General features: G+C 41.0%; 22 protein-coding genes. 17 read left to right on the top strand and 5 right to left on the bottom strand.

Going from position 1 to position 25,342, the window contains the following annotated elements:
* Positions 1-50: 50 nt before the first annotated feature.
* From DP73_RS04080 to DP73_RS04100, 5 genes are all read right to left on the bottom strand, one after another.
* Positions 51-2,207 (bottom strand): hypothetical protein, encoded by a 2,157-nt coding sequence (locus tag DP73_RS04080; RefSeq protein WP_034597670.1) that lies wholly within the window; start codon positions 2,205-2,207, stop codon positions 51-53.
* 37 nt (positions 2,208-2,244) lie between these two features.
* Positions 2,245-3,648 (bottom strand): glycosyltransferase, encoded by a 1,404-nt coding sequence (locus tag DP73_RS04085; protein WP_034597671.1) that lies wholly within the window; start codon positions 3,646-3,648, stop codon positions 2,245-2,247.
* Positions 3,620-4,693 carry a HEAT repeat domain-containing protein gene (locus DP73_RS04090; RefSeq protein WP_034597673.1) on the bottom strand — a complete coding sequence of 358 codons (1,074 nt, stop codon included), beginning with the start codon at positions 4,691-4,693 and terminating at the stop codon, positions 3,620-3,622. Before DP73_RS04090 ends, DP73_RS04085 begins: the two co-directional genes overlap by 29 nt.
* A complete protein-coding gene (locus DP73_RS04095; RefSeq protein WP_034597675.1) occupies positions 4,690-5,076 on the bottom strand; it encodes a response regulator in 387 nt (128 codons plus the stop codon). Before DP73_RS04095 ends, DP73_RS04090 begins: the two co-directional genes overlap by 4 nt.
* A gap of 450 nt (positions 5,077-5,526) precedes the next feature.
* A complete protein-coding gene (locus DP73_RS04100; RefSeq protein WP_034597677.1) occupies positions 5,527-5,742 on the bottom strand; it encodes a DUF378 domain-containing protein in 216 nt (71 codons plus the stop codon).
* A gap of 324 nt (positions 5,743-6,066) precedes the next feature.
* Here DP73_RS04100 and DP73_RS04105 point away from each other — a divergent pair, with 324 nt between their 5' ends.
* From DP73_RS04105 to DP73_RS24160, 17 genes are all read left to right on the top strand, one after another.
* Positions 6,067-8,202, top strand: a complete 2,136-nt coding sequence (locus tag DP73_RS04105; RefSeq protein ID WP_052090387.1) for an acetate--CoA ligase family protein — start codon at positions 6,067-6,069, stop codon at positions 8,200-8,202.
* An 86-nt stretch (positions 8,203-8,288) separates the two neighbouring features.
* The gene (locus tag DP73_RS04110) at positions 8,289-8,945 is read left to right on the top strand and encodes a DUF1638 domain-containing protein (RefSeq protein WP_034597680.1); all 657 of its coding nucleotides are present in this window, start codon (positions 8,289-8,291) and stop codon (positions 8,943-8,945) included.
* Between the two features lie 332 nt (positions 8,946-9,277).
* Positions 9,278-9,958, top strand: a complete 681-nt coding sequence (locus DP73_RS04115) for a cobalamin-dependent protein (RefSeq protein WP_034597682.1) — start codon at positions 9,278-9,280, stop codon at positions 9,956-9,958.
* Positions 9,951-10,649, top strand: a complete 699-nt coding sequence (locus DP73_RS04120) for a GntR family transcriptional regulator (RefSeq protein WP_034597684.1) — start codon at positions 9,951-9,953, stop codon at positions 10,647-10,649. The genes DP73_RS04115 and DP73_RS04120 overlap by 8 nt, the downstream gene beginning before the upstream one ends.
* Before the next feature lie 46 nt (positions 10,650-10,695).
* Entirely contained in the window at positions 10,696-12,546 is a 1,851-nt protein-coding gene (locus DP73_RS04125) for an ASKHA domain-containing protein (protein WP_034597685.1), read from the top strand.
* Positions 12,547-12,789: 243 nt separating this feature from the next.
* Positions 12,790-13,602, top strand: coding sequence for a methyltetrahydrofolate cobalamin methyltransferase (locus DP73_RS04130; protein WP_034597687.1), 813 nt, complete (start codon positions 12,790-12,792; stop codon positions 13,600-13,602).
* Between the two features lie 146 nt (positions 13,603-13,748).
* Positions 13,749-14,387, top strand: coding sequence for a cobalamin-dependent protein (locus DP73_RS04135; RefSeq protein WP_034597689.1), 639 nt, complete (start codon positions 13,749-13,751; stop codon positions 14,385-14,387).
* Position 14,388: 1 nt separating this feature from the next.
* Positions 14,389-15,543, top strand: coding sequence for a uroporphyrinogen decarboxylase (locus DP73_RS04140; RefSeq protein ID WP_034597690.1), 1,155 nt, complete (start codon positions 14,389-14,391; stop codon positions 15,541-15,543).
* 20 nt (positions 15,544-15,563) lie between these two features.
* A complete protein-coding gene (locus tag DP73_RS23325; protein ID WP_014904243.1) occupies positions 15,564-15,707 on the top strand; it encodes a hypothetical protein in 144 nt (47 codons plus the stop codon).
* A 221-nt stretch (positions 15,708-15,928) separates the two neighbouring features.
* Positions 15,929-17,284 (top strand): glycoside-pentoside-hexuronide (GPH):cation symporter, encoded by a 1,356-nt coding sequence (locus DP73_RS04145; protein WP_034597692.1) that lies wholly within the window; start codon positions 15,929-15,931, stop codon positions 17,282-17,284.
* A 249-nt stretch (positions 17,285-17,533) separates the two neighbouring features.
* Entirely contained in the window at positions 17,534-18,958 is a 1,425-nt protein-coding gene (locus DP73_RS04150) for an MFS transporter (RefSeq protein WP_034597694.1), read from the top strand.
* Positions 18,959-19,024: 66 nt separating this feature from the next.
* Positions 19,025-20,695, top strand: coding sequence for a formate--tetrahydrofolate ligase (locus DP73_RS04155; RefSeq protein WP_034597696.1), 1,671 nt, complete (start codon positions 19,025-19,027; stop codon positions 20,693-20,695).
* 320 nt (positions 20,696-21,015) lie between these two features.
* Positions 21,016-21,603: a DNA-3-methyladenine glycosylase gene (locus tag DP73_RS04160; protein ID WP_034597698.1), complete on the top strand. Its 588-nt coding sequence runs from the start codon at positions 21,016-21,018 to the stop codon at positions 21,601-21,603.
* A 243-nt stretch (positions 21,604-21,846) separates the two neighbouring features.
* Entirely contained in the window at positions 21,847-22,395 is a 549-nt protein-coding gene (locus tag DP73_RS04165; protein WP_034597701.1) for a hydrolase, read from the top strand.
* 123 nt (positions 22,396-22,518) lie between these two features.
* Positions 22,519-23,289 carry a transposase gene (locus DP73_RS04170; RefSeq protein WP_034597747.1) on the top strand — a complete coding sequence of 257 codons (771 nt, stop codon included), beginning with the start codon at positions 22,519-22,521 and terminating at the stop codon, positions 23,287-23,289.
* A 113-nt stretch (positions 23,290-23,402) separates the two neighbouring features.
* Complete coding sequence (locus tag DP73_RS04175) at positions 23,403-24,707, top strand: peptidoglycan-binding protein (protein ID WP_034597703.1); 1,305 nt, start codon at positions 23,403-23,405, stop codon at positions 24,705-24,707.
* Positions 24,708-24,870: 163 nt separating this feature from the next.
* Complete coding sequence (locus DP73_RS24160) at positions 24,871-25,077, top strand: type II toxin-antitoxin system HicB family antitoxin (protein ID WP_282432651.1); 207 nt, start codon at positions 24,871-24,873, stop codon at positions 25,075-25,077.
* Positions 25,078-25,342: the final 265 nt, after the last annotated feature.

Raw genomic sequence — 25,342 nt, forward strand, 5'->3', positions numbered from 1 at the left:
ATTTATAGGCTGATTGCCGCCTGTTTGTCCTCTTTCCTATATAGTTTAGGCTACTTAATTTTCGCAAAGGCATCTTGAATGATAAAATACGAGGGTTTTAAGCGTTCGTGAAACGTGGGAGTATCCCATTCTTGCCAAGAAAATAAGTTCATCGTCGTTGATTCTACTACGTGATTATCCTTGAGTAAGATTCCTCCGATGTAAAACCCGTTTGTCTTAATTGATTGAATTCCCGCTTTATATAAATCGTCCATCACCATTGCGGTAGAAGGGTCGGTTACGTTTAACAGCGCCCAAGGGATTCGGATTTCTAAATTATTATCTTGGACGAAGAAATCGGCCAAAGAGTTGTAGTATTTGCTTAGAGGATTTCCGTTACCATACAGCAATTTTCCAGTTTCATATTTACTGAAGGGGAGTTTTTGTTTATCTACGGGTAAATATAGTTCTTTGTTTAAAGTTAGATATTCAGGATTGAAAATCCCGGAATTTCTTGCTTCATACGCAGGGTTGGCCTCAATTAGCTTGACACGTTTAGCGTATAAATAGTAAAACGAATCGTAGTAACTGTCGACCAAAACTCTTGAATTTTCCTTCCCGTTGAGAATAATGACAAACTCGGAGGGCCTCTCAAACGTTACGTTGTACTTAGGATAGGTACTGTTTCCCTGATTAGAAATAGAATCTATTGGGATTAAGATTGTATCCTTTTCAAAATCATAGGTTTGAGCTGCAATTCTCAAATACAGGTATTTTTCGTCAGATTTCACATAGATAGAAAAGTTAGGGTCACTGACAAGGGGTTCTGTATTTTCCCATTCTGAGACAACCCCGTCAACATAGGAGACAGAGGTCTTATTTCCCGGGTCAAAGGCCATTAACCCAAATTCTTGTTCGCTGGTTTGCGGATTAGACCAAAAGGGCCGTCGATCGGGAAGATCGAAATCCATAGTGTTCCAGCAGCGTTTGAACCACTCATCTTGCCAGGAGAAGATAAGCGCACCTGCATAACCTTCTTCATAAATATCTTGGAGCATCTGGGCATTCATGGTGCCTTGATCCTGCTCACTAAGCATTCCCTGGTTAAACCCCATTTTGCTGAGATGGGCCATTCCACGGGAAGCAGGTACTCCAAACTCCGCGACGAGTACCGGCATATCATGTTCTTTAATTAAATCTGCCAGATAGGCATTATAGGTATTTACTTTACCATCTTTGCTTTTGTAGTTAATATAGTCTTCTTGATAGTTCATAAAGTCAGGATAATAGGGATAAATGTGGTATGACGCGAACAATCCGGGTTTAAAATCTTGGGTTGCTTTGATATGACTGGGATTAACAGTTGCTGAATCTTCTTCCATGAGAGGTTCGTTTGTATGAACTAACATATCTGTGGTTACCCAATTAGCAAAGGATAATGGTCGTTGCATTTTGAAAGTCGATGTTTCATAACTAATTGCATAATCCCCAACTTCCGCTTGGAAAGCTTCAAAGGGAGAGGCACCTGCTTGGGTGTAAAGATATTGTCCCTTAAAGGTAGTCTTTGTGGGGTTTTTCGCATTTGTTTGGTTAATAAAATTAGCATCGATCTCTATCCCCAGAATAAAGCCGAGAACATACGAAGAAACATCTTTGGTATAGGTTCCACTGGCGTGTCCAGGTTGTGGGGCTATCGTTTGGTCTCCATGAAGTACTCCGATAATTTTCTCAATGTCATCTTTAAATGTATCGAGTATTTGAGGAGCATAGGCGTCTTGATAGGTTTGTACGTCCTCTTCATTCATCCATAAACCTTGAATTAAGTAAAGCTTATTTGTAGCAGTTTGATTGTATTTGTAAAAGGCCTCATAAAATTCGGGGCTTAGAATGGTATAGACACGGATGGTGTTAGAATTCATTTCTCCGATATAATTAAACCATCGCAAATATTCTTCCTTAGTTATCGCCATTTCACCGGGGAATTTGCCAGGAACGCTGGCACCCATGTTTACTCCTTTGATAAACTCCTTTTGCCATTGTTCATCTTTGTACAGAAAGAATGACTTTGAATCTACCTTGGCCGAATAAGAAAGACCATTTTCAGTATAAGAAGTCGTAGTTTGAGTCGAATTCTGACTAGTAGTAGTGTCTTTAGACTTTGGGGTACAGCCAATAAGTAATGTGGACATTAAGAAAAAAATAGATAGTATTCCAATAGTTTTTTTCACGCTTCACTCTCCTTATTTCAAACAGCCACTTCTTAAGTTAACCGCTGGTGGAAAAACCCTTTCTGTTCATTTCTCCCCAGGATCTTTTTCCAATAACGTATTCCAACAGGGCAATTAAGCGCCACCATGCTAGTAATTGACGGTAGCCAAAATTCTCAAGTATTCCATAAAGAAATAGTATTAATATATCACCTGTCTTTGGGTAACGTCGGAATGATAACTCTTCAAGTAACAGGGATGAAGCAGATAGTAATACACCAAGGAGTATGGCCATGCTTAAAAATAATAGCGCAAAAGGCCAGTTAACCCAACCCATAAATAAACTAAAGACAAAAACACCATAACCCAATATCTCAACGACGGGGCCTAATAATTCGAAGAAGAAAAAGAATGGATAAGCAAGCAGTCCCACCACTCCGGCGCGGGGGTTAAAAAACAAGGGTTTGTTGGCTTTAAGACTGTCATAAAGCCCCTTTTGCCACCGTTTACGTTGTTTGCATAACACTTGATGTTCTTCGGGAGCCTCGGTCCAGCAAACCGGATCGGGGACGAAGACTACTCGATAAGGAATCTTGTTTAAACGATAATGGCGATGCATGCGAACCACTAATTCCATGTCTTCACCGATGCAATCCTTGCGATACCCTCCGACAGTCAAAACTGCCGATTTGAGGAAAATACCAAACGCTCCACTAATTACCATAATTGCGTTTAAGTTGTTCCAGCCCATCCGCCCAAACAAGAAAGCACGCAGATATTCGACCACCTGAAAGCGAACCCAAGGGTTTTTGGATAAAGCGACCTCTGTGACACGGCCATTTGTCACTTTGCAACCATTGGCTATGCGGACGGTTCCACCTGTAGCAATGACTAATTTATCTTCCAAGAAGGGGCGTGTCGCCCTTAAAAGACCATCAGTTTCAATCACTGAGTCAGCATCGATAGAGCAAAGCAAAGGGTATTGGGAAAAGTTTACCCCAGCGTTTAGGGCATCGGCCTTTCCGCCGTTTTGTTTATCGACAACATGGAGCTGAGGAAATAACAGTGATCCGTAAACGGCATGGACTGGTTGAGTTTTAAGTTTTACTTGATAAACCCGATTAGAAGGCACTAGTCGAAACTCTTGTTTAAGGACTTCCAATGTTTGATCGGTTGATCCATCATTGATTACAAGAATTTCAAACTCCGGATACTGTAAATTTAGTAACGAATGAACACTAGAGACAATCGTGGCAGATTCGTTATAGGCAGGAGCAATTACTGTTAGGGGCTTATAAAAGCCTAATTCGAAGATTCTCTTAAGATTAACACTGCGAAGGTGATGGACATATCTCTGAATTTCCAGGAAAGCTCTTATAGTTAAGAACAAATAAATGCCATTCAAAACAAAGAAATAAATTAGTACTGTCCAATTATAGAACGTGAATAGTTGGAATAACACAAGTTGCCCCTCCCTCTCTTGTGAGAATGTAGCGCAACATATCTTTGGCGTATCTGTCCTCTAGTGGATTGTCTAGCATAATATGCAGTTCTTCACGTGGAGAAAGGTTAAGCATGGTTTGGGCGGCACGTAAGCGTACCCACCAATTACTGTCCCTAAGTAAGGGTCGTGCAAGAAGTGCTTGGTCAACTGCCCCGCTTGAGCTCAAAGCTGTGACGGCAGCTGCCCTAATTTCCCAGTCTGGGTTCTTCATAGCAGAAGCAATTCCTTCAAAAAAAGTTAGCTTCAATTGATTCCAAGCCCTTAGTGCTCGAATCTGAAGTTCATGGTCCTTGGAATAAAGAATATACTCTTTTAAAATGGCTTCTGCCCCTTGGTAGCCAAAATGTGCCAGCACAGCTAAGGCCAAACGTTCAATTTTCGGTGAGGTCTCTCCTTTGGATAATGCTGTTAGAAGTGCTGGGCAGACTTCTTCTCCCATTTCTGCAAAAATGCTAACACCCAAGTGTTCAGTCCAGTCTGAGCGGTTTCTTAAAGCCTCTAAAACTCTAGGTAAATTCTGTAGATCATTACGCGCTAAAGCAATAACTGAGGGATAAAACCAAAACATATTATCTGAATCGAGCCCAGTCTGGAGCAGAGGAAGAACTTGTGGTTCACGAATCAACCCTAGAAAGTAGATAGCTTGGGCTTGTTCCCAATCCTTTGCGGAATTTGCCTCTTGTAAAAGCCGCTTTACTAGGCCAGAGTAGTGAGCAACTGCCACAAGTTTCTCAAATGATTCACCCTTTAAGGATTCTAGATAGGGAAGTAAAAACTCCTGCAGATAACCGAGTTCATGAGCAGGAATGCGCACTGCCCATTGGTAGGGAAGGATCTCCTCGGCAAAAAGTGATAAGAGGAAGGTTTCCATTTTGGCAAATGCTTGCTTGCGATGATAGTTATCCTTTTTGAACTTGAATCGCAGCCTAAGTATAGATAGAAAGATCAAGCCAGTTAAGACAAAAACGCACAATACAATAAGGGTAAGTATGGGAATTATCATAAGCTAATACCTACAGGGGATTCCTTTTTGAGCATTATGAGAACAGTTTTAAAAAGCTGGGTTAAATCAACAGGTTTACTAAGAAAATGGGCATCAAATTCTGCTACACGAAGCTGATCAACATAACCAGATCGGTGAGATACGACTAATATTGGCAAGTAGGAGTAAGGTGAACAACGAATTGACCGTAAGAGGCTGAGGCCATCTTGTCCGTTTAACAGAAGTTCCATGATAAGTAAATCATAGTGGTCAGAGCTCAGTAAATTTAGTAATTCTTCATGATTGGCCATGACTCGAACGACATAGCCTAGGCGGGTAAGCTGACTTGCTAGTAAACGTGAAAAATAAATATTGTCGTCGACAATGAGGATGTTGTGTCCCATATTACCAAGCCTTTCTTTAGAATTACTTTAAAGACATCATAAGCTATAGAGTTCTTTATGTCGATATTTATTTTGTACAATAATAGAGACAAGTGGTATTGGAAAGGAATGAACAATAAAACAAATTTATTGTAGGATTGTGTGGAAGTATTTAGGGAATTTTGGTTATATTTTGAGACAAAATGGAAAGGATTTGATTTTCGAAAGATTATATCTATCGCATATCTGAGAAAATACTTGGCAAGACCCTAGCCAAAATATCCGGAATCTTAAAGTCCTTGGGACAAAAGGAAAGAATCCACGTTTTGGCTGTTAAGTCTATGCCTTAATTGGGAATTGTTAATTCAATAACAAAGGGGCTGATGCTCTACGAACAGAGTTCGTAGAGCATCGGCCCCTCGTTTATTAATTAATGAAAATTAAGTTGTGAAAATGATCAAGATTACGATCTCACCTAACTTTATTATTTTCAAAAAGGAAAGAGATAGAGTAAACCCCTGCTATACCTACTAGTGTATAAATAATTCTACTTAATCCAGATGAGGACCTTAGTGTATCTCCGCCAAAAAGAGTAGTGACAAGGTCCCATTGAAAGACGCCGACTAACAACCAGTTTATAGCTCCGATAATCACAAGTATTAAAGCAGTTTTTGACAACCAATTCATTAAAGTTTCCCCCTTAAAATTATAGTATAAGCATATCTCTATTATTGGTATATTTTAGTATTTTATACTCGCTCATAGATCCCGATTTCTCGAATAACCTAGGCAAACGATCCGGCCTTTTTCTTTTATTTTAGAATATTCAGCTAAAGTTGAAGGAATACAAGCAAAAATGTGGAACAAATCATTAAGAAAACTTGTTTTGATTATCTTGTCTTTGAAGAACAATCTAATTAGCTAGAGTTTCATATAATTTCCATAGAAGCTGGGGACTTCCATGGAGTTATTAATAAAAGAAATTGATTAAGTATGAATGAGGTGAGACCCATGTTTAACGCTTTCAATTCTTTAAAACAATTTTTTGAACCTGAATCAATAGCTATTCTCGGAGCTTCAAGTGATACAACTAAACCTAGCTCAAAACCCCATGTTTCGCTGATAAACAGAGGATATAAAGGTAAGATTTATCCTGTTAACCCAAAATACAAAGAAATATTTGGCCACAAATGTTACCCTTCTTTGGCAGATATACCTGGTAAAGTGGATTTGGTAATAATCTCAATACCTGCTCAAGGAGTCTATACCGCTTTGGAACAGTGCATTGCCAAAGGTATTTGCACAGCAGTCATTTTCAGTTCGGGATTTGCAGAAACCGGTTTAGAGGGGCGTATACTTCAGGACAAAATCACAGCGTTGGCTAAGGAGTCCGGTATTCGACTATGCGGACCTAATAGCGTCGGGTTGATTAATACCATTAACGGAGTTATGGCTTCTTTTGCTCATATTGTAGATATTCCAGACGTAGCTTCGAAATCTGTAGGTTTTGTTACCCAAAGCGGCGCTTATGGTGTTTTGATCTATGCTCAGGCACTTGCCAACGGTATTGGATTTAATTATTTCGTTAGTGTGGGCAATGAAGCGGACACGGAATTTGCTGATTTTTTAGGATATATGATTCATGATAGCGCCACCAAGCTGGTAGGAGGATATCTTGAGGGTGCGAGAGATGGGGCGAAATTACGCAGAGTGGCTGAGGAAGCAGCGAAACTTGAAAAACCCATAATGATTATGAAAGTGGGGCGAAGTAAGGTTGGAGCAAAGGCTGCCTCCTCACATACCGGGTCTCTGGCAGGGGTCGACCAGATCTATGACGGTTTTTTTAAACAAACAGGGATCATCAGAATTGATGGGTACGAAGAGATGATTGCTTTTGCCCCATTTACTTCAGCAGGCCGATTACCTCAGGGAAAAAACGTTGCCATAGTGAGCATTTCCGGTGGTATCGGAATTACTCTAGCCGATGCGTGCGAGGGGCTGGGTTTAACTCTTCCCATGCTTAAAGAAAGCACTATGGCAAAGATGAAAGAGGTTCTTCCTTTCTTCGCATCTGCCCAGAACCCCATCGATATGACAGGCAAGTTCATGACTCATCCCCATATACTATTGACCTGCTTAAATGCTTTACTTGAGGATGATAACATAGATATTATTTTTGCAAACTTTGAATTATATGAACCATACGGAGTTGAAATTGCCCGAGGAATTATTGATATTTATAACTCTACCAGTAAGACCATAGTCCTTAATCCCTGGGTTTACCCCGGTACTGACGAAGGCGAAGGGGTCAGAGAACTGCGTAGGGCCGGGTTGCCTGTGTTCTTTAATCCAACCTTGACAGTTCGTGCACTCGCTCAGATGGCAGATTATGCCGAGTTTCTGCGTAAACGGAAAAATAGAGAATATCAAATACCTGTTATAAATCAAGGGGAAAGAAGCAAAGTTGAGTTAAATGGCTTAGCAGGTGTTTTAAGCGAAGGGATATCTAAGAACCTCCTAGCCAGTTTCGGCATTCCGGTTACCAAGGAAAGCTTGGCCCAAAATGAGGATGAAGCTGCTTTCATGGCTGGGCAGATAGGATATCCTGTAGTTCTCAAGGTGGATTCACCGGATATTCCTCACAAAACCGAAGCCAATGCTTTAATGCTTAATCTGTCCTCGGAAGAAGAAGTAAGAAGGGCGTACAAGCTTGTACTGCAAAATGCAAAAAAACATAAGCCGGATGCCAGGATTAACGGGGTGTTAGTACAGGAAATGTTGTCGGAGGGTATAGAAGTAATAATTGGGGTTACCAGGGACAAAGTATTTGGCCCAACAATTATGTTTGGCTTGGGCGGAATTTATGTAGAAGTGTTAAAGGACGTTTCCTTCCGTGTAGCACCACTCAGTCCAGGAGATGCCCGGGATATGATAGAGGAAATAAAGGGTTTCGGGCTGCTCAAGGGAGTAAGAGGAAAGCCGCCCGCCGATTTAGATGCGCTTGTGGATGTAATTATGAAGGTATCTGCCATGGTAACGGAACTGAAGGATCAAGTTGAAGAGTTGGATATTAATCCCTTAATAGTATATCCTGCTCAAATGGGGGCTAAGGCTGCAGATGCTATGGTTGTTCTACGAAGCAGTTAAAATATTACTCGGCGGAACATATTAGGAGTCATCTTACGTGTCATTCAATTGCCTAGCAGAAGTACGAGTCAGAAGGAGATAGTGTTATGAGTCTAAAAATAATAGCCTGTGAGGTTATAAAAGAAGAACTACTTGAAATTGCCTCAGGTCGGGATATTGATTTTGAGTTTCTTCCCCAAGGAAAGCATAATTATCCGGATAAATTAGGTCAGGAATTGCAGGGCATTTTGGATGGGTTAAGGGGTTATTCTCATGTTATCCTGGCCTTTGGTCTGTGCGGCAATGCAACAAAGAATTTACGGGCGGGTGATTTTAAGCTGACCATCCCCAGGGTTCACGACTGCATTCCCCTGCTGCTTGGCTCACAGGAAAGCTTTGATAAACATCACCGAGAAGAGGTAGGAACCTTGTATATGTCCTGCGGTTGGACAAACAGCGAAGGCTCTGTTTTAGGAGAGTATAAACGTACTGTTCAAAAGTATGGGGCCCAAAAGGCCGCTCGAATTTATGACATGATGTATAATGGTTATAAGCGGGTATTATTTATTCGGACAGGACTTGCAAATGAAGAAAACTATCTGAAGATCTCCAAAGGGATCGGAGAATTACTAAAATTGGATCATCAAATCATCCAAGGGGATTTGACATATATTAAAAGGCTAGTCAATGGGCCTTGGCCTGACCGGGAGTTTATTAACATTCCTGCCTACGGAAGCATTGATGAGTCTTATTTTATGAGGTGAATCTCTAATTAGGCTATAAGGTTGAGATTGTCAAGGCACTGGTAAAAAGGGTAGTCCGGGGGTATGTCAGTATGAACAAAAATTCAAAATCCTCCAGAATCGAGTTTCTGGAGGATTTACTGTTTCTTCTGCTAATTAGACAGAATGGGGTTAAGCGGCAATAGCGTTAAAAGAGAACTTTAGTATTGGACAGTTATAACTAAAATAAGAATAGAACGTTTGACAAAATAAATTTTTGATTATAATATAAATTTAAAATATTCCTTTTGTTTATACCTGTATATATAAGAATAATTCTTGCAAAACCCTAAAATGGTTTGGGGAGGAAAAAGATGAATGACTTTACAGAGATAAAGGAATCACTAGTCAACTATGTGGAACAATTAGACGAAGAAAAGTCCCTGGAATTGGCTAGAGAAGCCTTAAATGCAGGGATTGATCCTCTAAGCCTCATTGATGTAATGAATGAAGGAATGAAGAGGGTAGGGATACTTTACGACTCTAAGGACTATTTTATTGCCGATCTAATCATGGCAGGGATGATTTTTAGACAAGTACTAGGGCTAAAGGAAATAACAGATTATTTCCATAGAACTAATCATAAAAAAATTGGAAAAGTAGTTATTGGAACTGTCAAAGGAGATATCCACGATATTGGAAAAGATATTTTCAGGTATATGTTAGAGGCCAATGGCTTTGATGTAATTGATCTGGGGGTAGATGTAGCGAGAGAAGTCTTTATTAAAAATGTCCAAAAGCATAGTCCGGATATCTTGGCCCTTAGTGGTGTTTTAACGAGTACCGTAGATGAAATGCGAGAAGTCGTAAAGGCTTTGACGGAAGTACAGCTTAGAGATAAAGTTAAGATCATTATTGGTGCTAATCATCTTACGGAAAATTCTTTCAGGTTCATAGGTGCTGATGGATTTGCTACAGATGCTTCAGTAGGCGCCAAATTGTGTAGGGAATGGATGAATCTTGGCCACGGGCAAGGAGTAGAAGGTAATGGGTGATCCAGTTTATATAAAAATTGTCGAAGATATTAAAAAGAAAGTTAACAGTGCAGAATTGAAGCCCGGTGACACCGTTCCTCCTGAAGCCGCGCTTTGTAAAGAATATGGTGTTAGCAGAATGACGGTCAGAAAAGGGTTAGCTATTTTATCGAGTGAGGGATATATTTATTCTGTTCCGGGTAAAGGAAGTTATGTCCAAAAACCAGAAGTTAACAAATATACGTTATATTATGATGAGATGAATAACCCAATTAATAGTGTAGATAAGGCAAAATTGTTGGAAGTAACGATTATCATGCCCGATGAAAAATTAGCAGATGAGTTGCAGATTACAAGAAATAAGCATGTTATTATGATTCGCAGGTTGTTCTATACTGATGGAAGCCCAGTAGCATACGATGTTAAATATCTGCTGTATAACAAAGGGATGCCTATTGTTGAAAAAGAGATTGAGCAGGCTACATTCCAGGAAATGGTGGCAAATTCTTTGCCTATTTTCGCAATAAAGAAGAAGATAAGTATTAGTGCAGAGATACCTAATGAAGATATTAAAAGATTTCTCAATATCTATGATGATCTGGCTTTATTGGTAGTTAAACTGAAACTTTACAACAATGAGAATAAACCTATTGGGATAGGCTTTACTAGTTACAGGGGAGATTATATAAAATTACAGGGTAGCAGTGATTAATTTAAGTCTCTTGGTCAGATGTTGAAGATATAGGGGGCGGAACATCGTGAACTATCACACAGTTGTTTTTCAACCAGGTGATGTGCTGCTGGAAGTGCCGGAAGGCAAAACGCTAAAAGAGGCCATGAATGATGCAGGTTTGGAGTTCGATTTTCCCTGCGGCGGCAGAGGAACATGCGGGAAATGCCGTGTCAGAATTTCTAAGGGATTGGCCGCACCGATTCCTAGAGAACAAGAGATAATTCAAGCTCAAGAATTAGATGAAGGTATTCGCTTAGCCTGTTTAACCACTGTAGTCAATGATTTGCTAGTTGAACTTCCAAACAAAAATCAACTTAAACACAATATCCTAATAACATCTGAGGCAAGGTCTTTCCAAATTGCTCCCCACCTGCAAAAACTGTATCTTGAAATTGAAAAACCCTCCCGTGAGGCTCACAGTTCTGATTGGCATCGCATAAAGGATAGTTTAATAAAACAGGGCTACAAGGAGCGAGAATTGGAGTCGGAGGTTTCAATTTTCAGGAAGATGCCAGATGTGCTTAGAGAGGCGGATAACTGTGTCACTGCGGTTATGTATGGAAGTGAAGTAGTTGGGATCGAACCGCTGGATTCCAGGAATACATTGCTGGGTATGGCCTTTGATATCGGAACCACTACTATTGTGGGCTATCTCCTCGATCTGTCTTCTGGGGAAGAGTTGAATGTAGTTTCGGCCCTTAATCCACAGACGGCTTTTGGGGCCGATGTTATTTCCCGCCTTACCTTTGCAAGCCATGAAGAAAGTGGCTTAAACAAACTGCACAACGCGGTGATTGAAGCTATTAATAAACTTATTGCCGAGGCAATCCAGAAGACCTCTATAGCAAGAGAGCAAATCTATGGAATCTCTATAGCAGCAAATACTTGTATGCATCATATCTTTTTAGGCATAAATCCTCAGAGCATTGCAGTATCTCCCTATGTTCCTGCACTCAGTGAGCCTTTGGTCTTAGATGCTTCAGACCTTAAAATTGACATTAATCAGGCAGGAAAGGTTTTTGTGCTGCCGAATATTGCTGGTTTTGTGGGGGCTGACACGGTAGCTGTGTTATTGAGCACTGAGTTGGATCAGAGTAAAGATATTAAGCTTGTTATTGATATCGGGACTAATGGCGAAATTGCCCTTGGCTCAAGAGAAAAGATAGTTGCCTGTTCAGCTGCAGCTGGCCCTGCCTTTGAGGGTGCCCAGATTAGTAGTGGGATGAGGGGCGCTGTAGGGGCGATGGATCATGTTTATTATCGAGACAGGCTTGAGTATTCTGTCATAGGAGGCGGCAAACCTTTGGGAGTGTGCGGCTCCGCTTTACTGGATACCGTTGCCGGATTAGTAGAACTTGGTATCCTAAATAAGAGAGGTAAAATCTTAGCGCCCGACCAATTAACAAATCCTGTGGCTCAAAGATTTAAGGAAAACCTTATTGAGTATGAGGGACAAGTGGCCTTTCTGCTGGCTAAGGAGAATGAAACAGGGCATGGCAGACCCATTATGATTACCCAGAGTGATATCCGAGAACTTCAGATGGCCAAGGGGGCTATGGCTGCCGGGGTTAGAGTTTTACTGGATGCCTATGGGATTGTGGTTCAAGATATTCAAGAAGTACTTTTGGCTGGGGCCTTTGGAAACTACTTAAACCCACATAGTGCTTGTGTCATAGGATTAATTCCTCCTGAGCTGGAAAGTAAGATTAAGATGATCGGCAATGCAGCAGGTACCGGTGCAAAGTTAGCATTGCTTTCGGCCAATGAATATGGAAGGGCAAGGGATATTGCTGAAGATGTAAAGTTTGTGGAATTAGGCAGTTACCCAAGATTTAATAGTATTTTTGGAGAATGCACTTATTTTAAAGTTCCATAACCTAAGGGCAAAATAAAGCAAGGACGAAGCACTATCTAGGTAGGCGCTTCGTCCTTGCTTTATTTGCCCAAAAACACAACAATCAAAGCATAAAAGACTAGCTCAGGAATTTAATATTTTAAAAATTTACAATATTGGCTTTTGTGAAAAAGATAATTTGACAAAAATATTGAATATTGCTAATATATGAACAAGATACATGTATATACAGGAATAGATATGCTTCGGGGAGGGATGTCTTTTATGATTATTATCGGAGAAAAAATTAATGGAACAATCCCGAGTGTTAAGAAAGCCATAGAGCAAAAGGATGAAGAGTTTATTCGTGACCTGGCCCTACGGCAGACGGAAGCAGGTGCAGATTATCTTGATATCTGTGCCAGCACTTCACCGGAAATAGAAGAAGAAACTTTAATATGGCTTATGCACATTGTGCAGAATGCTGTGGATACGCCCCTTTGTATTGATAGCCCTAATCCACTGATTATTGAGAAAGTTTTTCCCTATGCTAAGCGACCAGGATTAATAAACTCGGTATCTGAGGAAGGGGGGAAATGTGAAATAATTTACCCCATCATTAAAGGCACAAAATGGGAAGTTATTGCCTTAACTTGTGATAATAGGGGTATCCCTAAAGACACTCGAACAAGGGTGGTAATTACTGAGGTCATGGTTGAAAAAGCCCTTAAATATGATATAACTCCTGACCGAATCCATATTGATCCCCTTGTGATGGCCCTATCCGCAGATAATCAGTCTCTAGTAAACTTTGTGGAGACCTTAAAGGAAGTAAAATCCTTATTTCCTACAATTAAAGTAACTTCAGGTTTGAGTAATATATCCTTTGGAGCACCTTTAAGAAAAGTCATTAATCAACACTTCTTAACCTTGGCAATGTATGCAGGAATGGATTCAGCCATCCTAGATCCCTGTAACCGAGATATAGTGACGACTTTGTATGTAACAGATGCTTTAATGGGAAAGGACCGCTTTTGCAGAAATTACTTGAATGCTTACCGTAAAAACAAGATTGGTCCTGTAAAAGTACAAGAATAAGACTGGGCGGAAGAATTTTTTTGCAACCAACTTGTATATACAGATAAATAATGGTGTATCTAAGAGTACTTTTTCTCCCGATGGAACAACACCATACTATACAACATTTTAAAGAGACGATTTAACTAATTAGAGGAGGTTTCATCATGATCGATTTACAGGCACTAACTCAAGCAGTAGGAGACCTTGACGAAAAAACTATCATAACCATGATTGAGGACTTTGTAGCGACAAACCCCAGCGGTGAAGAGGCACAAAAGATTGTTTTTGCCTGCCAGCAAGGCATGGGGATCGTCGGAGAGTTGTTCGAAAAAAATGAGTACTATGTGGGCGACTTGATTTTTGCCGGAGAATTGCTATCCAAGACTATTGATCTGTTAAAACCTGTCCTAAACGATGTAGCCACGGAAAAAGTAGGATCTATTGTCATTGGTACCGTTCAAGGAGATTTACACGACATTGGAAAAAATATTTTTGGCAGTATGGCCGAGGCTGCTGGTTTTGACGTATACGAATTAGGGGTTGACGTATCTCCAAGTGCATTTGTTGAGAAAGTAAAAGAAGTTAAGCCACAAATTGTCGGGATGAGCGGGGTTTTGACCCTGGCGATTGATTCTATGAAAGAAACAGTCAAGGCCATCACGGAAGCAGGTTTAAGGGATAGTGTAAAGATCATTATTGGTGGAAATCCTGTCAATGAAGATGCCTGTAAACAAATCGGCGCAGATGCTTTTACTACAAACGCCGCAGAAGGGCTGAAAACTTGTCAAGGGTGGGTGAGTTAAGATGACTGATGCCATAGCAAGGACAAATGAACGAAACCAATTATTTAAAGATCTGTTCAGTGGAAACACTCCCAAAAGAGTACCGATTAGTAATCCTGCAACTCAGGACTTTGCAATTCAGTATGCGGGGTTGGACTTAGCTGAATGTCAATGGGATTTAACAAAGTTAGAGCCAGTCTACGATAAGTTTTGTCAAGATTTCTATACTGACACCTATCCTGGCGGTTCGATCAGAATTCCCTCCCATTATCAAATTTTAGGCTCTACTCCTATTGTCATGAGTTCCAGCGGATTCATGCAGCATCCGGATGTGGTTGGCATGTTGGCTGAGGAATACGACGAGTTTATTGCCTCCCCTTACGACTGTATAGTCGAAACCATTTTGCCCAGATTGTACACGGAGTTTAACGGGCCTCCCGGAAAAGTGGCAATGGCCTTAGCCAAAGCAATGAAGGCTCAAGCCGACGATCTAGCTTCATTAGGAGCAATAAGAGCAAAAATGAACGCAAAATATGGTTTTGCTACTATGGTTGGTGCTTTGACAGAAGCTCCCTTTGACTTTATGTCTGATTTTCTTAGAAGCTTTAAAGGGATTTCAGGGGATGTTCGCCGGTATCCGGATAAAGTTGCGGCTGCTTGTGAAGCAGTACTGCCCCTAATGATTAAAAAAGGTACGCTGCCGAACCCTTCTATGTTAGGCTACACCTTTGTTCCCCTTCACATGGCTCCCTATTTGCGGGAAAAGGACTTTGCTGCCTTATACTGGCCAACCTTTAAAAAGATGGTGGAAACCTTGGCTGGGATGGGACAAAGTGTCCAATTATTTGTGGAACAAGATTGGATGAGATACATCGACTACCTATATGAATTGCCGGAAAATACCATCATGAGGTTTGAATACGGAGATCCGAAACTTATTAAAGAAAAGCTCGGTAAAAAGCACATTATTTCGGGACTCTATCCTGTGACATTGCTGCAAACCGGGACAAAGCAACAGTGTGTAGATAAAGCCAAGGAATTATTGGATATACTCGCTCCTGGCGGAAGATATTGGTGGCAGGCGGATAAGAGCATTATCCATTTGGATATCAATGGTCCGGTAGTAGAAAATCTCAGAGCTGTCTTGGACTATGTGCATGAAAACGGAACCTACTAACCTTGAAAGGAGAGGATGAAATGGATACCAAATACTACACAACCTGGGAAGAATATTTGGCAGAACATCCGGAATTAGAGGGAAAACCTGAACAAGCGATCGCGCCAAAAATTGTGAAATATGAAGACGCAATGTTTACTTTTATTATGGATTTGTTATTGTAGGTCTTTAATGAAGTGTTATAGGGCAACACTGTACCTCGTAAAATCATTGCACTAAGCTGCAAAGAAATACTAAATCGAGGACGGAGGTTGCCCTCCATTTAACCCCGTATATTTCTGAATATTCCCAGTTGGGAAACAAATCTGAGTTTTAAACAGAAGGGAGTAAGGTTTACGGAAGATAAGAGATAGTAAAAAGAAATGATTTGAGAGGAGATTTTACTATGGAAAAGGGATTAAAGAAGTCCGTTATCAATCTTTACGGATTACCATCTTTCGGATTTCAGTTATTCGTCAATATGGAAGTGTTCTATTTTGCGGCGTTTCTAACTGATTTTGCTAAGCTCCCTATGGCCCTGGTCGGCACTGTCTTATTGATTACCAGTATCTGTGATATTCTGTGGGTTCCTACAGCCGGAGTCCTTTTGGAAAAGAGCAATATGAGATGGGGTAAATATCGTTCCTGGTTGCTTGTGGGTCCACCCTTTGCGGCTTTGTTCTTCATTTTACAGTTTTCTAAAATCGGCTCCCCAACAATCAATGCTATTATCATTACCATCGGATTCGCAGTCAGTCACTTAATTTGGAATATTTTCTACGCCGGGCATGTGGCCTTAAACTCGTCAATGACAACAGTCCGAGAAGAAAGAATCGCCATGTCAACGAATAGAGGGATGTTTAATTCTCTAGGTGCTATTGCATTTTCTTTAATTGGTATGAAGATGATCCTGTCACTTGGTAAAGGCAATCCTGCCATGGGATATACCCTTACCGTAGTAATTACAGGTGCTGTCATGATTGCTTGTTATTATACCTTGTTCTTTATGACCAAAGACTATGCTTTTCATGGAACTTCTGTTCAAACAGGTCAAATTGAAAAGAAAATGTCCATTGGCGAAATGTTGAAACAGATCATCGTCAATCCGCCGCTTATTGGCTTGATGTTAGGTGAAATTGGAAGATATTTAGGCAGGTTTGTTATCTTTGGCTTAGCGTTCTATTACTTTAAATACGTAGTTAATAATCTGGCCGTTATTGCTGTTTTCATGACTGGGCTAAACGTAGTAACTTTCGTCGGGGCCTTGATTGCTAACCCACTTGCCAAAAAATTCGGCGAGAGAAATACCTACATTTTATCCCTCTCAATCTTTATAGTGGGGCTGTTGGCTGTCTGGGCTTTACCTATGAATTATATCTCCTTCATGGTCATTATGTTCATTGCCTATTTGGGATACGGCATGCCTGATGCCTTAGGTGTAGTTATGTATTCATCTACCGTTGACTACGGTGAATGGAAAACAGGTAAGAATGCCAGAGGATTCATCATGTCCTTAATCAATTTCCCGATCAAAGTAGCAATTCTTGTCAGAAGCGTCATAATCACGGGTGTACTTGCCGGAGCAGGATATGTTGCCAATATGGAGGCAACACCTTTACTGGTAGAATCTATAAAGAATGGATTAACCCTAATCCCTGCAGTCATCATGTTAGTAGCATTAATCCTCATCACTCTTCTTTTCAGAATTACTCCTAAAAGCCTTGCTGAAATGCAAAATGAGATCGCGGCTAGAAAGGCATAGACTGACTCCTAAGTTAGGTCTAATGAGTCTCAAAAATTAAGAGAGATGACATGCTTCATCTCTCTTTCCTCTTAAAGCTTGGACAGTAGAGACTAAAGGAAATGGCTGTTACAACTGATGAAATTTTCTCAGTTTCTAAGCATTTGTAAGATTTTGCTGAGGTTCAAACAGTTGAGGAACTAATCACTCAGAAGAAGATATAACTACTTCTTACCTATTAAGAATGGATTATAGGAGGAGATGGTTAAAATGGCGGTGCTTAAAGAGAAGGGCTGGCAAAAGTATCACACGATTTGGATCATGCTCTTTATTGGTTGGGTAGTATCCTATGCTGACCGAACATTGACTGGCCCGGTGGTTACTTGGATGATTGCCAATAACGTTGGTTTTTTAGAAGCTGCCAGTAACCCTCATGCCCTGGGTGGACTGTTGGGAAGCTTATTTTTCGCCGGATATATGCTGACCCAATTTCCAGGAGGGTACTTTGGGGATAAATATGGTTATAGGACAATCGTCGTTATCAGTATCTTTTGGGCTGGTATCACCACCCTATTGACGGGCTTAACCGGTGGCTTGGTGGCATTTATTGCCTTGAGGGTTTTCACTGGACTTGGCGAAGGAGTTCTCTACTCAAATGACCGCTCCCTGGTTGCCGAGGTGACTCCGCCCAATAAGCTGGGCTTGGGTATGGGAGTAGTAATGGGCGGACTTACTGTGGGCTTGTCGGGAGCCTTGGTAGGGACAGTATACTTAATTGAGTTAGCTCAACCGGTGATGGGTGTCAACGCTTGGAAAGCCCCTTTTCTTATCTTGGGAACAGTTACAATTATTGCAGCAGTCTTTATCCGTCAGGCTCTAAAGCCTCAAGGAAATTTAGGGTCAGAGAATTTTGGCAAGGCCTTATTCAACTTGCTAAAATATGCCCTTGTCTTCTTGGTAGCGATTATGGCTGTTTATTTTATCACAGATGCTATGCATTTAAATGATGTGATGATTGCAGTTATCCTAACCTGTTTAGCCTTTGTCTTAATTGCTTTTATCTTTATCAGGAAAGGCAATGAAGTCAACCCGATTTTAAAGGACAAAAACCTTGTGCTTATCTATGTCTCCTATATTGCGGTGTTATGGCATCTCTGGTTTTATGGTTTTTGGGGAGGAGCTGTAATCAAGGATTTTGGTGGCGGTACTCTGGCATCTGCCCTCTTGGTTATCTCCTTTAACGCTATTGCTGGAGTAATCGGTTTTCCTTTAGGGGGAAAGATTTCTGATATGGTAGCCCATAAACCCAATGGTCGCCGCAATGTCTTAATCGGTATGGAAGCTCTATTGACGGTGTTTATCTTTGTTTTTGCTGCCTATGTCATGTCCGGAAGAAATGATATGGTTGTCCAATCGATTATTCTCTTTGTTTCAGGTTTAATCTTTTTTGCTTTACAAGCAGTTGCTCACGCTCTTACTTCAGAAATTGCTCCCGTTCATTTGCGGGGAGCTGCTTTTGGAATGCTGAATCTTGTATCGGAAATAGGAGCCGTATTATCTCCAGTGATTTCGGGAGCAATTCGAGATAGTACAGGAAGTTGGGGAACCCCCTTAATTTTGGACGGCGTTTTAATGGGAATCAGCTGCATCATGATTATGGGAGTAAGTACAAAACTCGCGAGTAATAAGGAGTAAATAAGGTGTATCTCGGTGTGTTGGTATCTGAATAAAAATAATTAAGCAAGAATAGGAGAATGCAACATGAAAAGTGACATCGAAATCGCCCAAGCAGCAGTAATGAAACCAATCCTGGAGATCGCCAAAAACCTTGACTTAAAAGACGATGAGGTAGAGTTATATGGCAAGTATAAAGCCAAAATCAATTTAAGTGTTTGGAACCGCTTAAAAGATAAGCCCAATGGCAAGCTCATCTTAGTTACCGCAATTAATCCTACCCCCGCCGGAGAAGGTAAAACGACAACTACAGTAGGATTAGGGCAAGCACTCTCGAAAATGGGCAAGAAGGCAATGATTGCGGTACGGGAACCATCTCTAGGGCCGTGTTTCGGAGTTAAAGGCGGAGCGGCTGGAGGCGGATATGCTCAAGTTGTGCCTATGGAAGATATTAATCTCCATTTCACGGGAGATTTTCATGCCATTACTTCAGCCCATAGTCTCTTAGCAGCGATGCTGGACAACAGTATTCAACAAGGAAATCCTTTAAATATTGATCCGCGGCAAGTGGTTTTCCGTCGTGTTGTGGATATGAATGACCGCGCCTTACGTAAAATTGTCATGGGCTTAGGGGGCAAGATGGAAGGAGTACCCCGTGAAAGCGGGTATGACATTACAGTAGCCTCGGAGGTCATGGCCATTCTCTGCTTGGCAAAGGACCTTATGGATCTCAAAGAACGATTTGGCAAGATTGTCGTAGCTTATACCTATGAAGGAGAACCTGTAACCGCTCATGATTTAGAAGCGGAAGGAGCCATGGCGCTTCTCATGAAAGATGCAATTAAACCAAATCTTGTCCAAACTTTAGAAAATACCCCAGTCTTTATTCATGGCGGACCGTTTGCCAATATTGCCCACGGGTGTAATAGCATCATGGCCACAAAACTTGGTCTAAAACTGGCAGATTATCTGGTCACAGAAGCCGGTTTTGGAGCAGACCTGGGGGCAGAAAAGTTTTTTGATCTAAAATGCCGTTATGGTGGCTTGAAACCTGAGGCTGTTGTCATTGTGGCAACTGTTCGGGCCTTAAAGATGAACGGCGGCCTGGCTAAAGATCAATTAGGTACAGAAGACTTGGGAGCCTTGGCACGAGGGGTAGTCAATCTCGAAAAACACATTGAAAACATGGCGAAATTCGGTGTGCCAGCGGTTGTGGCTATCAATAGATTCCCAACAGATTCGGAAGCTGAACTAAACCTAGTTCGCGAGAGATGCCAGGAGTTAGGGGCAGAAGTTGCCCTTTCCGAAGTGTTTATGCGCGGTGGAGAAGGAGGCGTTGAGCTTGCTGAAACAGTCCTTTCCGTGCTCCAACGGGAAGAAGCTAAATTTAAGGTGCTCTATGAATTAGATTTGTCCATTGAAGAGAAAATCCAGAAAATAGCCAAAGATATTTATGGGGCAGATGGAGTTATCTTCGATAAAGCTGCTCAAGCTTCTATGAAGAAATATGTGGAAATGGGTTATGGTAATTTGCCGATTTGCATGGCCAAGACTCAGTATTCTTTCACTGACGATCCCACTCGCTTAGGCAGACCGACAGGTTTTACCATCACTGTTCGGGAATTGCGTCTTTCCGCCGGTGCCGGGTTCCTGGTTGCAGTTACAGGTACGATTATGACCATGCCGGGATTACCAAAACGACCGGCAGCCACGAGAATGGATATTAATGCTGACGGAACAATTACAGGGTTGTTCTAATCCTAGGTGCATTCGTAAGTTAACTCTTTTGTTTTATAATTAAAGTCCTCATTTCCTGACTTATAGAAGATAAAAGGAAAAAGGCCGCCGATACCTTTGTAACATAAGGAATTCGGCGGTCTTTAAAATGTCTCAGCATAAAAACAATTAAAGAATAACTAAGCTAATATGAGTGTACAATGACGCTAGAGTAATATCAGAAAAAGAGTAATTCCCCTATGAGTCAACTAAGAATAGGAAAATAAACCTCCTGTGAGTTTTATCATTGTAAAATGCCAAAAAGAAGGATAAAGTGGAAAAAAGATTACGAGGTAACGAATATGACATTTCAACCGATAGACTATGCTTTTTTTCAACAACCTACCCTTAGCTTAGCTTCTGCTTTATTGGGGAAATTGCTAGTGAAGGAAACAGAGTTTGGCACAGCGTCGGGATGGATTGTAGAAACTGAAGCCTACATTGGACCGGAAGACCGGGCGGCCCATAGTTATGGCAACCGAAGGACTAAAAGAACTGAAGTAATGTTTGGACCACCTGGGTATGCCTACACTTATGTTATGCATACCCATTGTCTTATGAATGTAGTTAGTGGAGAAATCGGGTACCCAGAGGCGGTGTTAATCAGAGCCCTGGAGCCCTGTTCCGGATTTGATCTGATGTATCAACGCCGGGGAAAAGTAAAAAAAGAACCGGAGTTAACAAATGGACCGGGAAAGTTAACTAAATCTCTAGGTATAGTTAAGGAAGATTACGGGAGAGGGATGTTTGAGTATCCACTTTTTATAGCGGAAGGGAAAGAAGTAGGGTCCATTGCCGTAGGTCCAAGAATAGGTATTAATAACAGCAGAGAAGCCGTACACTATCCATGGCGTTTTTGGGTAGAGGGCAATCCCTTTGTATCTAAATAAGGGACAATGGCCAAGGACCTGCAGAAGAAGGCGGACCTCCGGAAGACAGTGGAAGACCATAGGGCAAGGAGTAACAAGGGCTTGAAGGAGAAATCGCCGGTTTGTTGAATATAGTGAGCATACCCGGATTACGAGTGAAAACAAAGGAATGGTTTGGATGTGTTGACGTTACTGGCACAAGTGCTTAGCAACGAGGATGCTTTAGGAATCATGTCCGAATAATATTGGAGAGGAGTGTTAACCTTGAACAAATATGTTCTAAATGAGGCTGAAGTTGTCCTATTGGTCATCGATATCCAAGAAAAATTAGTTCCTGTGATGAAATACGGAGAAAAGGTTATTCAAAACACCAACACATTAATTTCCGTTGCCAAGAAATTAGGTATTCCTATCCTTGCCACAGAGCAATATCCTAAAGGCCTGGGGAAGACTGTTTCAGAGCTAAGTAGCCAACTCGAGGGATCGTTGACCTACGAAAAGATGACCTTTTCAGGTTGGACAAGTGAGGTAACTTCGGCACTGAAGGGACTGGGACGAAAGAAAATCCTGATCACAGGAACGGAAACCCATGTTTGTGTTTTTCAAACGGTCAGGGATTTACTGGCCAATGGCTACCAGGTTTTCGTAGTGGGTGATGCGGTGTGTTCAAGAACTAAGGGGAATTATCTAAATGGATTATCCCTGATGTCCTCTATGGGAGCAGTAGTTACCAACACAGAAACAGTCTTTTTTGATTTGATAAAGCAATCGGGTACACCTCTGTTCAAGGAACTCTCCAGACTGATAAAATGACGCTCCTTTTCAAGGGTGTTATACTATACACATCGCAGTGAATGGGGCACAGGGGGACGGTTCTCTTGAGTCAAATTTGAATGCATGGTAGAATTTGAGAAAAGGAGAGAAGGGCGTGAAGGAATGCCAAGGAAGCCAAGAAAGAAGAGTGAAACAGGAATCTACCATGTTATAGTACGGGGAGTCGGCCAGCAGGATATTTTTCACGAAGAAGATGATTTTCTGAGATACCTGGATACCACAAAAAAGTTATCGCTAGACAGCGGGGTAAGCGTGCTAGGGTATTGCTTGATGACCAATCATGTTCATTTATTGCTAAGAGAAGGCTATGGCGATATATCAGTGTTTATGAAACGCTTGGGTATAAGTTACGCTTACTGGTACAACTGGAAATACGAAAGAATTGGACACGTGTTTCAAGATCGGTTTAAGAGTGAATGCGTGGAGGACGACGTATACCTACTAACAGTCATTCGCTACATCCACGAGAATCCGGTTAAAGCATTCGTTATCAGCAAACCAGAGGAATATGAATGGAGCAGTTGTTCTGCTTATTACAAAGCGGATCGAAATACTGCCACATTTCCTGATACCAGTCTAATCTTAAGCATTGTACATAGCGAAAAGAAAAAAGCAATTGAAGGACTTAAAAAACTCACAGAAGAGGGTAACGAAGACCACTGCCTCGATTGCGATAAGACAAAACGAATCAGCGAAAGAGAAGCATATGAAATCACCAAGAGAATAATGAAAGGTAAACCAGTAACGGCTTTACAGAAGATGGACCAGGATGCACGAAACAATATATTTAGTTGTTTAAGAAATGATGGATTAAGTCTAAGGCAAATATGCAGGATCACTGGCTTTCCATTTCACATTGTCCGAAAGGCTTAGACATTGACACAGAAGAACCGTCCCCTTGTGCTCGCCTTGTGCTCACCACACTAACACTAACACTTAGGTATTAAATCCATATACTATTAGGAATTAATGAAAGAGTGGGGCGGGTGACAAAGTTGCGGACATTAAGGCGGGGGACATGGGGAGACGATGTAAGATTACTGCAGACCAGTTTAATAAGCCTAGGGTATAACCCGGGACCAAATGACGGAATTTTTGGATCAAAAACAACAGCGGCTGTAATCCAATTTCAGCAAAATAACGGCCTAGTGCCTGATGGCATTGTTGGTCCATTAACCTGGAGTGCTATACAACGGCAACTTAATACCTTGGAGATTTATACCATACAGACGGGGGATACGTTCTACAAGATAGCGCTGGCTAAAAAAGTTCCTCTTTCGGAGCTCCTTGCAGTGAATCCAGGAATTGATCCGAATCGTTTGATGGTGGGTCAAACAATCAAGCTTCCTAAATCCACCGTTGAAGCTGTCCCGATCCCTATCACGATAGCCACTTTAGGATTTATCCCTGCAGATTCAGTGCTTGATTTAGTTAAGCCAATTCTCTATATGACAGATAATGCTAATCGTAGACTTTATGCAGTAAATTATCAAACGAAAACAATTTCCTTTATGCAGTTTGATCTTGCTCCAGAACGACTAACCTATGCTAAAGAAAAACTTTATATAGCCTTGCTTAAGTCTGGACATCAGTATTATACAACATCCCCATTAGAAGGCGGAATCGCCATAGTTGATACTAAGACGTTTACATTAATCACACAATTTGCCATAAACACTGACCCTTACGATATTGTAGTGGATCACGACGGGTATATCTATACAATGCCGGGTTCAAATCAATGGGAACCGATCGATAGTTTTACGGAAGATGGCCAAAAAGTCGCAAGTTCCGGTAATACAAGGTTCTGGAGTCCGTCTGAAATGCACCCTCTGATAAATAGAATTTACTCGGTGGATACAGATTCTTCGCCGAGAGATATGGAGTATTTTGATGTTTTAAATGGATTAGTACAATCGCAGAAAGATTCTCCCTATCACGGGGATTATAATATGGCAACAAACTTTAGATTGTCTCCGGATGGAAACTATGTATTTAACGGTTCAGGCGAAATATTTGATGCTAATCTAGGACATGTTACATCCCTGAATACTAAGTTCACAGACGTAACGTTTGATTTGGCAAACAATAAGTTCTACCTGGGGAATAAAGCTGGGAAGGGGATCATGGTTTTTGATTATGGTACTGACCTTAATAGAGTATTTAAACAGATAGGTTCGATTTCTACCAATGGTTATGTCCAAAACCTCTTCTTCCAAAACAATTCGCTAATTGCTTTGAGTAAAAATGACCCTGGACAATATATCATAGAAGTATTAAATCTTAGATAATCGTTTTGGTTTGGCGTGAAGTATTTTCCGACTACGAGTATTGGATAGTGTGGCACCATGACTCTGGAAATTGGAATAAAATAAACGGCATGTTAATTTCAGCGATTGACATGCTGCTTCGAAAGGCTTAGACATTGACACAGAAGAACCGTCCCCTTGTGCCTTGTGCTACCAGATTGAAGGCATAAATGATTCAATCAGTTATGAAGGCAGTAGTGTCAGTGAACTAAAGTCAGCATTTGAAGGAGCGGTTGAGGATTATCTTGAACTGTGCAATTTGAACGGTAAAGAACCTGAAAAGATGTATAAAGGTAGCTTTAATGTAAGAATAACCCCTGAGCTTCATAAACAAGCAGCACAAAGGGCCTAGATAGAGGGCAAATCATTGAATCAGTATGTTGAAGAAGCGATAGAACAGTATTCAGCAAAAGAACAAAAATGAATGTCTCCTTTAAATATCCATTCTTATTTTGAGTCGCCCTTCTGCAAAGTCCTAATAATTAAAATAACGATTTTTAGTGCTATTCCAAACGTAACTATAAAAAAGATAATTTCTATGAATGGATTATATTTTTTCATTAGTAAAGTAAAGTATTGAGCAAGAAAAACATACAAATAGATGAATATAGCTCCTA

Source organism: Desulfosporosinus sp. HMP52 (assembly GCF_000765145.1).
In the GTDB taxonomy this organism is placed as follows: domain Bacteria; phylum Bacillota; class Desulfitobacteriia; order Desulfitobacteriales; family Desulfitobacteriaceae; genus Desulfosporosinus.